Here is a 12,896-nt window from a genome sequence, read left to right as displayed (position 1 = left end):
TCCTCTCTGATATCCGTTTCCCTTGTATCTCCAAGATACCCGAAAGGAGATTTGGCCAAAACTGGCCTTGGGGGGATTTGTCCTCCGTCCCGAGACGGATAAACGAAAGTCCGTCTGTATGAAAGGTGCAAACCAGGTTCACCCTACAACTGAGGTGATCCCTATGCCCATATGGCTCCTGCTGCTTGCGATCACGCTGACAGGCTGCGTGTCTGCGGGAAAAAGTCCTGACCCGGCCCGCACCAACGCCGTACTGAATAGCGATAAAAACATGTACTATCAGCAAAGCGTCGTCCTTCCCATGGGGATGGAACCCAATGCCACCCCATACGGAACGCCGGCGAACTTCGGTACTGCCGGGGAGTACGATCGGCCCCTCCGCAGTGATAGCGTGTCACACTACCCAGGGTGGGAACCGGTCAGATAATTCCTTTGGAAAACAGCGCTTTCGTAATGCCAATAAAGTAATCTGACTCTCTGCGAATATGATTCAATACTGTGGTGGCGAACGGATTGTTGCGGTAGGGCGCACTGCTTTCTCCCATCTGGTTCAGCAGCTGGATAAATTGCTCGCTTTGCTGCATGGAAAAGGTAACCAGTTCTTTGATCTGGCGCACCAAATCGTCACTCACCTGATTCCCGGAACGGACGACGGCTTCCACGTAGCGCACAAACATCCCATGCGTCTGGGCAAATGCCTGTTCCCACGCCTTCAACGCTTCTACAAAAGGCGCCTCCAAATTGGGGGCGATCTCTCGAAGCACCACGGTATGCTCATTTTCCTGCTGTTTCCAGAACACTCCTTCATCGAGTATCCGCAGCGGCATTTTATCGTCATAATAAAATTGCAAGAGAAACTCCTCCTTTTCTGCTCTCTGCCTAGAGTACGGCCACCACAGTTTATGTGCGAGTGCCTAAGGAAGGTGCATGTTTCCCCGAAAGAGAAAGAGACCGCAGCTATAGACGGTCTCTTTTTGCCTTTGTTCGGTGTTCATTCGGTCTTCATTCTTCCTTGCTCTTCGGTGGATACACCGGACGGGGACGATCAAAGATTTCCCCAATTTTCGCATAGGAATGGCCTGCCAGCCGACTGACCGGAGAAAAAGCGGCGATGTCAATTCTTCCGCTTTGATACAAGCTGTCATCGACTTGGACGTGTACCACTTCTCCGATGATCAGATCGGATGTGACGGGGTCACCCAGTTCTACAATCTGGTGCAGCTTGCATTCAAAATGAATGCGGGAATCGGCAAGACGCGGTGTCCTTACCATCCTCCCTGGAGTTGTCGCGAGCTGCAGCGCATCCACCTCGCCAATCTCCGGAGGAAAGTCTGCCGATGTTTCATTGACATTGTCTACGTTATAGATGTCGACCATATTGACAACGAACTCTTTTGATTCCAGAATGTTGCGGGCAGTATCCTTTCTGACACTCCCCGGTTTCCGCATCACTGCAATCGAGACCATCATCGGCTCAATGCTGGCTACGTTAAAATAACTGAACGGCGCTGCATTCAGCACCCCGTCTCCACTGAGCGAAGTGACCCAGGCAATCGGTCTGGGAACGATGCAGCCGATCAAGAGTTTGTACTTTTCCTGGCGCTCGATTGCGCTGATCGCAATTTCCATCAAAACCTCCCCTATTCTGACGATGATTCTGGCGGCAGCCAGCTTGCCATGTAGTGCGGGTCCTCGATTTCCAGCGCCTGCTTGGTCACGAGAAGCGGTTGGAAGGTATCCAGCATGACGGCCAGCTCCTTCGTCTCCTTTTTGCCGATGCTCGCCTCTATTTTCCCTGGATGCGGTCCGTGCGGGATGCCCATGGGGTGAAGGGTAATAGAGCCCTCGTAGATGCCTTTACGGCTCATAAAATTGCCATCCACATAGTACAGCACCTCATCGCTTTCTACATTGCTGTGAAAGTACGGGGCCGGGATCGCCTGCGGATGATAGTCGTACAGCCTCGGCACGAAGGAGCAGACGACGAAATTCTGTCCGGCAAAGGTCTGATGGACCGGCGGCGGCTGATGGACTCTGCCCGTAATCGGCTCAAAGTCATGAATGCTCAGTGCATACGGATACAGGTAACCGTCCCAGCCCACCACGTCAAACGGATGAAAATCAAAGAGATACCCGTACAGATTCTCTTTTCTTTTGACTCTCACTTCAAATTCTCCTGCTTCCACGTGAGTATCCAGACGCTCCGGCACCCGGATATCCCGTTCGCAAAACGGCGAATGTTCCAATAATTGGCCGTGTTCATTGCGATATCGCTTGGGCGGGACGATTTCATTCTGTGATTCAATCACCAGAAAGCGGCTGGGCGTTTTCATCTCGATGCGGTAGGTCGTGCCGATCGGAATCACCAGATAGTCGCCGGGATAGTAGGAAATGGTGCCAAAAATCGTTTGCAGCTCTCCCTCCCCCTCGTGAACAAAAAGCAGCTCATCCCCGTCCGCATTGCGGTAAAAATAATTCATGGCTGTCGTTGGATGGCACACACCCATCACGACATCGCTGTTGCCCAGCAAATATCTTCGACCGGATACAGGATCTCCGCCGGCAGGCGCGTCAAAGGTTTTAAAATGCTGGTGCTGAAGCTCTGGCTGCTCCACATACTCCGGTTTGACATTGCCGATTTTCCAGGTCGACCTCACCTGAGTCGGCGGATGATGATGGTAGAGAATTGACTGGATGCCGGAGAAGCCCTTGGTGCCCATCACTTGCTCCCGATACAGCTCTCCGTCCGGCTTGTAAAACGTGGTATGCCGTTTTTTGGGGAGTTCCCCCATCCGATGGTAAAAAGCCATAGTCCTTCCTCCTATTCTGTGATCGTGTTTCGAAGCACGCCCAGCCCTTCCACTTCCAGCTCGACGACATCTCCCGGCTGCAGCCAGCGATGCCGCTCCTCCCCGAGCTCCAGTATGCAACCCGTGCCTACCGTACCCGATCCGATGACATCACCGGGGTAAAGGGTACAATCGGCGGAAGCACGGGCGATCATTTGGGCAAATGTATAGTGAATATCCTGAAATTGACCGCGAGACAGCTCCACTCCGTTTACCCTGGCCACCATAGTCAAGGCGTACCGCAATCCTTGCTCTCCTGATCGTGCTGCATAAGCAAGCTCATCTGGCGTCACCAGCCACGGTCCCAGCGAAGTGGCAAAATCCTTTCCTTTTGCAGGACCAAGTCCCACCTTCACTTCCTCCCGCTGCAAATCCCGGGCACTCCAATCATTGAGGATACAGTAACCGGCGATGTAGTCATCCGCCTCCTCCACGGCAATGTTGCTGCCTTCCCTGCCGATGATACAGGCAATCTCCAGTTCGTAGTCAAGCCACTGTGTCGTCTTTGGCTTTTTCACCGATGCTCCAGGACCGTGAAAAGCAGCCGCGTTGGAAAAGTAAAAAACAGGGAAATCATACCACTCCGGGATCATTTCCAGTCCTCGGCGCGCGCGTGCGGTTTTGACATGGGCTTCAAACGCGTAAAAATCCCGAAAGCTGCGCGGACGAGGCAGAGGCGAGCCAAGAATCACCTCTTGGACCGAGTAGCTTTGTGCCTGCGTCTGTATCTGCTCCGATTCCTGCCGGGATAGCTCATGCAGCGGCTCCTTCCAGCGGTCCCACTGATCAAGCAGGGCGAGCATATCAGCAGGAGCCTCTGCCACAGCCGATGCGATATCGACTACCCGCTCTCCCTGCAAAATGCCGGAACGCCACAGTCCGTTGTGATCCAGCCGGTACGAGACAAGCTTCATGACGGTCACTTCCTTTCCTGTCGGACGATGTTCACGATGATGAATCAAAAAAGCCCAGTATACGCACAAGCTGAATAAAAGGGACATCCCCCCTTCAGGCTTATAGACGTAAACTGGGCTCTGTCTGCTAACAGAAGAAAACCTTGTGGGTTATCCCCCGCAGACAACCAGCAAGTTCCCTTACTTGTCGTTTGATTTACAGGTACTTTTATCATAGCGGAAACGCTTTCAAGAAGCTAGGGGCAAATCGCGAATCTTTGCCCGCCATTTATGCTTGCCGCTTCCTGAAAAAGGCTTGCAGAAGCCTTTCCATATCTTCCGGCAGCGGTTCCCTCCACTCCATTTCCTGACCCGTGCGCGGGTGGACAAAACAGAGCCGGGCCGCGTGCAGCGCCTGCCTTCCAATATAGGTACGACTCCCGCCATAAAGATCATCGCCAGCCAACGGATAGCCCAGGTCGCTGAGATGCACCCGAATCTGATGAGTGCGGCCTGTTTCCAGCTTCAGTTCGACGAGCGTCATTCCTTCTCCTCGCTCTCGGACAGAAAAACGGGTCACGGCAGGCTGCCCATCTGGACGTACCTGGCGGGTAATAATCGAGTCGTCACGCAGCCCGATCGGCGCATCGATGACGCCTTCCGTGGTTTCCCCCCATTCGCCCTCCACCACTGCCAGGTAGTGGCGATGAAGGTTTCGCTCTTTCTGCATACGGCTGAACTGTTCGTGAGCCCATTGGTTTTTCGCTACGATCATCAGGCCGGACGTGTCCTTGTCCAGGCGATTCACCGGACGAAATCGACGCTGTTCTCCCCGCTGCTGCCAGTAATAAGCCACGCCATTTGCTAGCGTGTGACTGTCATGGTTTCCCGTGGGATGAACGACCAATCCCGCCGGTTTGGCGATCACCAGAATATCGTCGTCTTCGTGCCGGATCGCCAGCTCCATCGGCTCCGGAGCAAGCATCTCTTCTTCGGCGGGAACCAGTACACGCACCTCGTCCCCCTCCTGAAGCCGCTCCGTGACGTAGACGGAAAGATTGTTCCTTCTGATCTCTCCCTGATACTTGGCCCGAACCAGCAGCCGCCGGGAGACGCCAAAATCTTTTTGCAGCACATCGCGAATCGTCATTCCCGCGTGCTGTTTTCCAGCCGTGATTTTCAAAAGCTCTTCCAGCATTGCTTGTTACACCTACTGTCCATTCTGCTTTCAATCTCTACAGGATTAGAAAACTTGGCTGCGCCAATCTTTTTGGCGTGGCCTTCGTTGCACTTATACTTTCACCCTCTATCGCGTTAGCGAAATTAATCTTTCTGAAAGTATAACAAAAATCTTACGGTTTGACGATTTCTACGTACATGACAAAATTGGCGCTCCCCTGTTCCCAGTTTGCGCTGAAATCGATCACGTGTACCCCTTCCTCATCTGGCAGTTGAATCTGATTGTCGTTCGAGATCGTCAACTCTTCCAGTTCTTCCGTCCGCAGGGAGGCTGCACGCAGCGTTCCTTCTTTCGGAGTCACAGGAAACTCAACCAGGACCAGCGTGCCAGCCGGGACTTGGACGGGAGACAGCTTATTTGCTTCCACCAGATCATCCGGCCCGACCATATCGACGCAGGTTCCGCGGCCGTATTCAGACCAGCAATACGAGCCTTGCAGCACCGGTATCGAACAATTTTGCCAGGATAAAGTCGGCAGCGGCGGCTTAAGCATGCCGCCTTCTTCTTCAGCAAAACCGATCCAGGCGCATCCTGCGAGCAATGACATGCCGGCAAGCCACAGAAGCATGACAATCAAGATAACCCCTCTTTGTTTGCTGCGTTTCATCCGTCTCACATCGTAATTGTGACGCACCTTGGACGCAGTTCGTTTCCGTTTTCAGGAAATCAGAAAAACGGTGAAACCATCCGCGCTTTGCCTTCGTCATTCAAACGGGAGGGATGACCGATGAACCAAGTATTTTACCGCTGGACGAGAGACTTTTCGATTTCCGGCGATATCCGTCGAGACGCTTTGAATCTTCTTCGCATACATAACATGGAGCATACCGCGGAACATACCGAGCGTGTCGCCAAAGAAGCGGTTCGAATAGCAGAGCAGTTCCGCGTCGATCCTGACGCTGCGAAAATCGCTGCGCTGCTTCATGATATCAGCGGGATTATCCCCAACAGCGAGAGGCTGTCTGCCGCCAAACTTTGCGGTCTTGCGCCATACCCGGAAGAGGAAATCTTCCCGATGATCATTCATCAACGACTGTCTGCCGTGATGGCCCGTGAGCTGTTTGGCATCACCGATCCCGGCATCCTGGGCGCAATCGGTTGCCACACCACACTGCGGGCCCAGGCAACCGATCTGGATTTGGTGATGTTTGTCGCGGACAAAATCGAGTGGGATCAGAGGGGAACGCCTCCGTATCTGGCTGACCTACAGGCTGCATTGTCCTCGTCATTGGGCGACGCCGCCTTTGTCTACCTGGACTATCTTTGGTCACAGCGGGAAAAACTGAGAGTGGTTCACCCCTGGCTGCTGGAGGCGTACAAGGAACGTTCCCGGGCATAGCATTCGTCGAAGCAAAGACCTATCAGGCAATCAGGTACAGTGTCTCAGCAGATTGCCTCGTGATATTGGCCTTATTCTATCCAAAGGGAAACCTCCCCGCCACGCGCCCGGATCATGGCCCTGCCACCGATCGGGAAAGTGAAGAGCGGACTGGTATGTCCAAAATGGAGATGGGCGATGACGGGCAAGCCTTGCAGCTCAGGTTTGGTGCGAATGATCTTAATCAGCTTTTCATCCGTCATCCGGGAAGCTTCTTGAAAACGGCCGATTACTACACCCTTCACTCCCGAAAAATCCGGCTGATGGATCAGCGACTGCAAATCGCGATCAAAAGTCTGAGGGGACGATTCCAAATCATCCTCGATAAACAGGATTGCATCGCGCAGGGAAGGCATGTATTCGGTGCCTTGCAAAAGATTCAGCGTGCACAAATTGCCGCCGATTATTGTCCCTTCGGCTTCACCCTCCTGAATGGTCAGATAGCCCTCGCTAGTGATGAAGCGACGGTTGTCTTGATCCAGATACCACTCGTCATCGCTCCAGTGTTCAGAAGGGGTAACTTCTATAGGAGTTGCCTTCACTCCGCTTTCTCCTTCTGCGAATACTCCTTCTGCGCTTTTGCCGTCTACGTTGACGTCTGCGCCCGGGCCGATCAGGCTTTGCTGAAAATAGGACAGCGTGTATTCCATTCCTTTTTTCATCCCAAACGTAGAGAAATGGGGACCGGAATAGCCGATCAATCCCGTTTTTGCATAGATGGCATTGGATAGTGCGGTGATATCTGAGTAGCCGCACAGGATTTTGGGATTGCGGCGTATCAATTCGTAATCGATCCCGCGGAGCAGCTGGTTGCAGTTATGCCCTCCGAGTACCGTCAAAATACCTTTCACCGCTGGATCTGCAAAGGCTTGGTGGAGATCCTCCAGGCGCGCTTCTACCGAGCTGGAAGTGAAAGCGTCGCATTCCTCCACATGCTTCCCAAACGTTACCTTCAGCCCCATCGACTCCAGTCTTTTTTGCGCCCGCTCACGCACTTCCTCGGAAAGCAGCGCCATACTTTTACTGGGGGCGATGATCCGCACTTCATCTCCCGGCTGCAATTTTTGTGGTCTCATCAAATTCACTCCTTCGCGTTCCTTCCATCCTATCGGCCCATGTGCCCGCTCAAGAAACTAGATGGATTTTATGTTTCTCATCATCTTAATAGATACTGCCCGTGAAAGAAACCATTGTGTTAGGTGCCCCCCATTTAAGCGTAAAAAAAATCCCCTTTCACAACGGAAAGGGGAATCAATGTTGACAGTAAACGTACCTTACACTGAAAAAGAATTACTTCGCAGCTTTTGCTGCTTCAATCGCCGCTTCGTAGTTCGGATGCTCACCGACTGCCGGCACGTATTCTGCGTAAACCACTTTATCATTGGCGTCCACCACGAATACAGCGCGAGAGAGCAAGCGCAGCTCCTTGATCGCTACACCGTAAGCCAGACCAAAGGAAAGATCACGGTGATCGGAAAGCGTTTGAACCTTGTCAATACCCGCAGCACCGCACCAGCGAGTTTGCGCGAAAGGCAGATCAACGGAGATGGTCAGAATCGAGATGCCTTCCAGCTTGGCTGCCTCTTCGTTAAAACGGCGGGTTTGTGCGTCGCATACGCCTGTATCCAAAGAAGGTACAACGGAGATCAGGCGAACGGTTCCTTTGGAATCTTCAAGAGTAACCGGGCTCAGGTTGTTCGCCAGCACGGTAAAGTTAGGAGCTGTATCTCCCACCTTGATTTCTGGACCGAGCAAAGTTACCGGGTTTCCTTTGAAAGTAACCACGCCTTGACGTTCTACGGAAGCTGTCATGCTATTTTCCTCCTAACAAAATGATCGTGAGTATCATATGTACCTTTTCATCATACCTTATTATTCTATGATTTTCACTATGGAAACAGGGAAAATTGCAGTTATAGTTTCAAGCGAAATCCTGTTTCTTCTTGTTGCAGGTTGCCCAGCCTTGTAATGCGCTTGATCTCAAACTCGTATTCCCATCCGCTGCGCCGATTCAGATCATGACAACGCATGAGCGCCTGGTAAAGAGCAAACACAAAACTGACTTTTTTCAGTTCATAGGAGGTGCTTTTGGCAGAAGGCAAAACCGTATTGACGATTTCAATTTGAAAGGAGTCGGCTTCTCGCATACGGCGTATCGGAACCAGATAGCCCATCCTTTTCAGTACAAATCCGTAATCAAACTCTCCGTTCTCATCAAAATCAACTGTATCCTCCGATGTCGCCAATGCTTCCAGCAGCGATTCCAGATCGAGCTGATCGAAACAGGCCGGCTTGGGCAGCGCCAGTACAGAGCCTTCTTCGTTGACAAAATAGATCGAATCCCGGTAGTGGAAAATCAGCTCCTCTTCCGGCATGCTTTCACAAAACATCCACTGGGAAGCCGGAATCAGCATCCGCCAAATATCAGCAGGGAGTTTGTTCGAAAAATCCATGGCAGCCTTCCCCCTCCTTTCCCTACCATTTTGGGCAATTCGGGAGGGGACTATTCACAACTCCATCTACTCACGCAGACGATTTTGCATAAATATACGCCAATCTCCTGCGGGCACTTCTCTTCCCCTTTTAACCGCGTACGACTCTTTGCTGTACCGATAATGATAGGAAAGTACCTCTCCCGCTCCCTCCGGCAATACCGCTGTAGTCAGTTCGCGCTCGTACTCGTTCCGAGGGTCATCGGGACCGAAATAGTCCTCCAGTTCATCCATTCCTGCGATAGCTTCCTCGTATCTGTCTGCAGCAAAAAATAACAGCGCCCCTTTCACCGTTGCAGTTTTGGACAGCACCAGGCCGGGATAGCCGGCGGGCAAATGATAGAGGCATCCTTGTACTGTAGCCGGCTGGATCGTGTGCGGATAGGGCTTGACATATCGCTCATAGTTGAGAAAACCGGGAAGAAGCGTGCCGTATACGAATACGGGAAGGACTCTCGTCATGAGAATTCACACCTATTCTAAGATTTTTCTGAAAAAGTGATGTTTCTGTATCTACAATTTTGTATATTTACACTATATATAATTTTCACTCCATAGTGACAAAAAAATAGGGGGAGAGAAATGTGAGAAAAAGAAAAATCAACCGATTGCTGGTCGCAAACCGCGGAGAAATTGCCATCCGAATTTTTCGCGCTGCAACGGAGCTGGGGATTCGCACTGTAGCTGTCTATTCCGAGCAGGACAATGTTTCCATTCATCGCTTTAAGGCAGATGAATCTTATCTCGTCGGTGCTGGGAAAGGTCCGATTGAAGCCTATCTGGACATCGAGAGCATCATCGAGATTGCCAAGCGCAACGATATTGACGCGATCCATCCCGGATATGGCTTTCTCGCGGAAAACGCAGAGTTCGCACAACGCTGTCAGGATGAAGGGATTCTTTTTATCGGCCCTTCTCCCACTTTGATTGATAAATTTGGAGATAAAGTAGAGGCTCGCCGCATGGCGGTCGAGGCTGGCATTCCTGTCATTCCCGGTACACCGGAGCCGATTGATACACTTCAGGAAGCGCTCCTGTTTGCCAAAGAGTACGGATATCCGATCATCATTAAAGGTGTGTCCGGTGGTGGCGGCCGCGGGATGAGGATTGTCCGCAGCCAGGATGAACTGCAGGAGGCCCTGGATCGCGCCCGCTCCGAGGCACGCTCCGCTTTTGGCAACGCCAAGGTATATCTGGAGCGGTATCTGGAAAATCCCAAACATATTGAAGTCCAGATTCTCGGCGACACACACGGCAATATCGTCCATCTCTACGAACGGGACTGCTCCGTGCAGCGACGCCATCAAAAAGTGGTAGAAGTCGCCCCCAGCCTTTCGCTGGATGATGAGCTGCGCGAAGAGATCTGCCAGTCTGCGCTCAAATTAATGAAAGAAACCGGGTATTCCAACGCCGGTACTGTCGAATTCCTGCTCACACCTGATCGAAAGTTCTACTTTATCGAAGTAAACCCGCGGATTCAGGTGGAGCACACCATTACCGAACTGATCACGGGCATTGACATCGTGCAAGCCCAAATTCGCATCGCGGAAGGCCATGAACTGGCTGATCCGGAAATCGGCATCGCTTCGCAGGAAGCGATCCAGATGAGCGGTTTTGCCATTCAATGCCGAGTGACGACAGAAGATCCCGAGAACAACTTCCTGCCCGATGCCGGCCGCCTTTTGGCATGGCGTTCCGGCGGCGGTTTCGGTGTGCGGCTGGACGGCGGCAACGGCTATCCAGGCGCAATCATCACACCGTACTACGATTCCCTGCTGGTGAAAATCTCGACGTATGGTTCCTCCTTTGACCAAGCCGCTCGCAAGATGCTGCGAACGCTGAGAGAGTTCCGGATTCGCGGTGTCAAAACAAACCTGCCGTTTTTGGAAAACGTCGTGACCCATCCCGATTTTCTCAGCGGGCAGTACGACACTTCCTTTATCGACACCAAGCAGGAACTGTTCATTTTCCCAGGCAGTCAAGACCGGGGAACCAAGCTTCTGAGCTACATCGGCAACACCATCGTCAACGGATATCCCGGCCTGTCCAAGCTGGACAAAAAGCCTCACTTCGATGCCCCGTGCATCCCGCGCACGCCGTTTGCCCAGCCGTATCCGGACGGAACCAAGCAAATTCTGGATCGCGAAGGCCCGGAGGGGTTGGTCAAATGGATTCAGGCGCAAGATCGCGTATTGATTACAGATACGACCTTCCGGGATGCCCATCAGTCGCTCTTTGCAACCCGTGTGCGGACCTATGACTTGGCTGCTGTGGCAGAAGCCACCGGCAAGCTTGGAGCAGACCTGTTTTCTCTGGAAATGTGGGGGGGCGCTACCTTCGATACCACGATGCGCTTCTTGCGGGAGTCGCCGTGGGAACGCCTGCAGATTTTACGACAGCGCATTCCCAATATTCTCTTTCAAATGCTGCTGCGCGGCGCGAATGCGGTCGGATACACGAACTACCCGGATAACGTCATTCACGCTTTCGTCAAAGCGTCTGCTGAAAATGGCATTGATGTTTTCCGTATCTTCGACAGTCTCAACTGGCTCCCGGGCATGCAGACAGCCATCGAAGCAGTGCGCAATTCCGGCAAGATCGCCGAAGCGGCAATCTGCTACACCGGTGATATTCTTGACCCAACGAAAACCAAGTACACCTTGTCGTACTACGTCAATCTGGCCAAAGAGCTGGAAAAGGCAGGCGCTCACATTCTGGCCATCAAAGACATGGCGGGTCTGCTCAAGCCTTATGCAGCCTATGAACTGGTTCGCGCACTGAAACAGGCGATTGGCATTCCGATCCACCTGCATACCCATGACACCTCCGGAAACGGGGGAGCCATGCTGCTCAAAGCGATTGAAGCAGGCGTGGACATCGTCGATGCATGCGTCAGCTCCATGTCAGGGCTGACATCCCAACCGAGCCTAAATGGACTGATCTCTTCTCTCGCCCATACGGACAGGGAAACGGGTCTCTCCCTCGACGCGTTCAACAAGCTGTCTGACTACTGGGAGGATGTGCGCCCCTACTATCAGGGCTTTGAGAGCGGCATGAAGACGAGCAATACGGAAGTTTACGTGCACGAGATGCCTGGCGGTCAATACACCAATCTGGAGCAACAGGCCAAGGCAGTCGGACTGGAAGGGCGCTGGGACGAGGTCAAGCAGATGTACGCGACCGTGAACCAGATGTTCGGGGATATCGTCAAAGTGACTCCTTCCTCCAAGGTCGTCGGCGATATGGCGCTGTTTATGGTACAAAACGGTCTGACGGAAGAAAACATCTGGGAAAAAGGAACGCGACTGGACTTCCCGGATTCGGTCATTCAGTTCTTCCAGGGATATCTGGGGCAACCGCCCGGAGGTTTTCCAAAAGAACTGCAAGCACTCGTCTTGAAAGGACGCGATTCTTTCACCACCCGTCCCGGTGAACTGCTGGCTCCTGTCGATTTTGACAAGGTGGCCCTAGAAATCACCGAAAAGATCGGACGCGAAGCAACCGAGCTGGATGTACTGGCTTCCATCATGTATCCGCAGGTATTCCTGCAATATGAGCAAAGCATCAAAGAGTACGGCGATCTGTCTGTGCTAAGTACGCCTACCTTCTTCTACGGCTTGCGTCCAGGTGAAGAAACAGCGATTACCATTGAACGAGGCAAAACGCTGATCATCAAGCTCGTAGCAGTCGGCGAACTCCATCCCGATGGACGGCGCATTATTTACTTTGAATTGAATGGACAACCGCGGGAAATTTTTATCCGCGACCAGGCGGCCAAAATCTCCGAGCTCGCCCGCCGCAAGGCTGATCCCCAGGAAGCCGGCCATTTGGGCGCTTCCATGCCAGGCAAGGTTTTGAAGGTCCTCGTAAGTGTGGGCGACAAGGTGCACAAAGGAGAGCATCTTCTTGTCAGCGAAGCGATGAAAATGGAGACCACAATTCAAGCTCCGCTGGATGGAAAGGTGAAAGCGATCCATGTCAAAGCGGGCGATGCGATTGAAACGGGTGACTTGCTGATCGAAATGGAGTAAAATTACCTTATAT

The 12,896-nt window shown here is 52.5% G+C and carries 13 protein-coding genes; 3 read left to right on the top strand and 10 right to left on the bottom strand.

What is annotated here, in order from left to right; genetic code table 11:
• The first annotated feature begins 163 nt into the window (after positions 1–163).
• Positions 164–427, top strand: coding sequence for a hypothetical protein (locus NDK47_RS08330; protein ID WP_251874368.1), 264 nt, complete (start codon positions 164–166; stop codon positions 425–427).
• Here the strand turns inward: NDK47_RS08330 and NDK47_RS08325 are convergent.
• The 6 genes from NDK47_RS08325 to NDK47_RS08300 all read right to left on the bottom strand — a co-directional run bounded on the left by NDK47_RS08325 (position 420) and on the right by NDK47_RS08300 (position 5,589).
• A complete protein-coding gene (locus NDK47_RS08325; protein ID WP_251874367.1) occupies positions 420–851 on the bottom strand; it encodes a DUF2935 domain-containing protein in 432 nt (143 codons plus the stop codon). The two genes, NDK47_RS08330 and NDK47_RS08325, sit on opposite strands and share 8 nt — an antisense overlap.
• 151 nt (positions 852–1,002) lie before the next feature.
• Complete coding sequence (locus tag NDK47_RS08320) at positions 1,003–1,629, bottom strand: flavin reductase family protein (protein ID WP_251874366.1); 627 nt, start codon at positions 1,627–1,629, stop codon at positions 1,003–1,005.
• A gap of 11 nt (positions 1,630–1,640) precedes the next feature.
• Entirely contained in the window at positions 1,641–2,810 is a 1,170-nt protein-coding gene (locus tag NDK47_RS08315; RefSeq protein ID WP_251874365.1) for a homogentisate 1,2-dioxygenase, read from the bottom strand.
• An 11-nt stretch (positions 2,811–2,821) separates the two neighbouring features.
• A complete protein-coding gene (locus tag NDK47_RS08310; protein ID WP_251874364.1) occupies positions 2,822–3,763 on the bottom strand; it encodes a fumarylacetoacetate hydrolase family protein in 942 nt (313 codons plus the stop codon).
• A gap of 268 nt (positions 3,764–4,031) precedes the next feature.
• Positions 4,032–4,940, bottom strand: a complete 909-nt coding sequence (locus NDK47_RS08305) for an RluA family pseudouridine synthase (protein ID WP_251874363.1) — start codon at positions 4,938–4,940, stop codon at positions 4,032–4,034.
• A 154-nt stretch (positions 4,941–5,094) separates the two neighbouring features.
• Positions 5,095–5,589, bottom strand: a complete 495-nt coding sequence (locus NDK47_RS08300) for a hypothetical protein (RefSeq protein ID WP_251874362.1) — start codon at positions 5,587–5,589, stop codon at positions 5,095–5,097.
• Positions 5,590–5,709: 120 nt separating this feature from the next.
• On the opposite strand from NDK47_RS08300, the gene yqeK reads away from it, so the two are divergent.
• Positions 5,710–6,321 (top strand): bis(5'-nucleosyl)-tetraphosphatase (symmetrical) YqeK, encoded by a 612-nt coding sequence (gene yqeK, locus NDK47_RS08295; RefSeq protein WP_251874361.1) that lies wholly within the window; start codon positions 5,710–5,712, stop codon positions 6,319–6,321.
• 71 nt (positions 6,322–6,392) lie between these two features.
• Here yqeK and NDK47_RS08290 read toward each other — a convergent pair whose 3' ends face one another.
• From NDK47_RS08290 to NDK47_RS08275, 4 genes are all read right to left on the bottom strand, one after another.
• On the bottom strand, positions 6,393–7,436 hold the full coding sequence (locus tag NDK47_RS08290; protein WP_251874360.1) for a S66 family peptidase: 1,044 nt from the start codon (positions 7,434–7,436) through the stop codon (positions 6,393–6,395).
• 214 nt (positions 7,437–7,650) lie between these two features.
• Positions 7,651–8,172: a thiol peroxidase gene (gene tpx, locus NDK47_RS08285; RefSeq protein ID WP_251874359.1), complete on the bottom strand. Its 522-nt coding sequence runs from the start codon at positions 8,170–8,172 to the stop codon at positions 7,651–7,653.
• Positions 8,173–8,273: 101 nt separating this feature from the next.
• Positions 8,274–8,813, bottom strand: a complete 540-nt coding sequence (locus NDK47_RS08280; RefSeq protein ID WP_251874358.1) for a hypothetical protein — start codon at positions 8,811–8,813, stop codon at positions 8,274–8,276.
• Positions 8,814–8,879: 66 nt separating this feature from the next.
• Positions 8,880–9,314 (bottom strand): gamma-glutamylcyclotransferase family protein, encoded by a 435-nt coding sequence (locus NDK47_RS08275; RefSeq protein ID WP_251874357.1) that lies wholly within the window; start codon positions 9,312–9,314, stop codon positions 8,880–8,882.
• 122 nt (positions 9,315–9,436) lie between these two features.
• Between NDK47_RS08275 and pyc the strand changes: the two genes are divergently transcribed.
• Positions 9,437–12,883 (top strand): pyruvate carboxylase, encoded by a 3,447-nt coding sequence (gene pyc / locus NDK47_RS08270; protein ID WP_251874356.1) that lies wholly within the window; start codon positions 9,437–9,439, stop codon positions 12,881–12,883.
• Positions 12,884–12,896: the final 13 nt, after the last annotated feature.

This window comes from Brevibacillus ruminantium, assembly GCF_023746555.1.
In the GTDB taxonomy this organism is placed as follows: Bacteria; Bacillota; Bacilli; order Brevibacillales; family Brevibacillaceae; genus Brevibacillus; species Brevibacillus ruminantium.
Note: the sequence above shows the minus strand (reverse complement) of the source record. Positions and strands in the feature narration are given on the sequence as shown.

Excerpts from the sequence above, each read along its gene's own strand:
- NDK47_RS08330 (WP_251874368.1), top strand. The coding sequence starts at position 164 with ATGCCCATATGGCTCCTGCTGCTTGCGATCACGCTGACAGGCTGCGTG.
- NDK47_RS08280 (WP_251874358.1), bottom strand. The coding sequence starts at position 8,813 with ATGGATTTTTCGAACAAACTCCCTGCTGATATTTGGCGGATGCTGATT.
- NDK47_RS08315 (WP_251874365.1), bottom strand. The coding sequence starts at position 2,810 with ATGGCTTTTTACCATCGGATGGGGGAACTCCCCAAAAAACGGCATACC.
- NDK47_RS08305 (WP_251874363.1), bottom strand. The coding sequence starts at position 4,940 with ATGCTGGAAGAGCTTTTGAAAATCACGGCTGGAAAACAGCACGCGGGA.
- NDK47_RS08310 (WP_251874364.1), bottom strand. The coding sequence starts at position 3,763 with ATGAAGCTTGTCTCGTACCGGCTGGATCACAACGGACTGTGGCGTTCC.
- NDK47_RS08290 (WP_251874360.1), bottom strand. The coding sequence starts at position 7,436 with ATGAGACCACAAAAATTGCAGCCGGGAGATGAAGTGCGGATCATCGCC.
- NDK47_RS08275 (WP_251874357.1), bottom strand. The coding sequence starts at position 9,314 with ATGACGAGAGTCCTTCCCGTATTCGTATACGGCACGCTTCTTCCCGGT.
- tpx (WP_251874359.1), bottom strand. The coding sequence starts at position 8,172 with ATGACAGCTTCCGTAGAACGTCAAGGCGTGGTTACTTTCAAAGGAAAC.
- yqeK (WP_251874361.1), top strand. The coding sequence starts at position 5,710 with ATGAACCAAGTATTTTACCGCTGGACGAGAGACTTTTCGATTTCCGGC.
- NDK47_RS08320 (WP_251874366.1), bottom strand. The coding sequence starts at position 1,629 with ATGGAAATTGCGATCAGCGCAATCGAGCGCCAGGAAAAGTACAAACTC.
- NDK47_RS08300 (WP_251874362.1), bottom strand. The coding sequence starts at position 5,589 with ATGAAACGCAGCAAACAAAGAGGGGTTATCTTGATTGTCATGCTTCTG.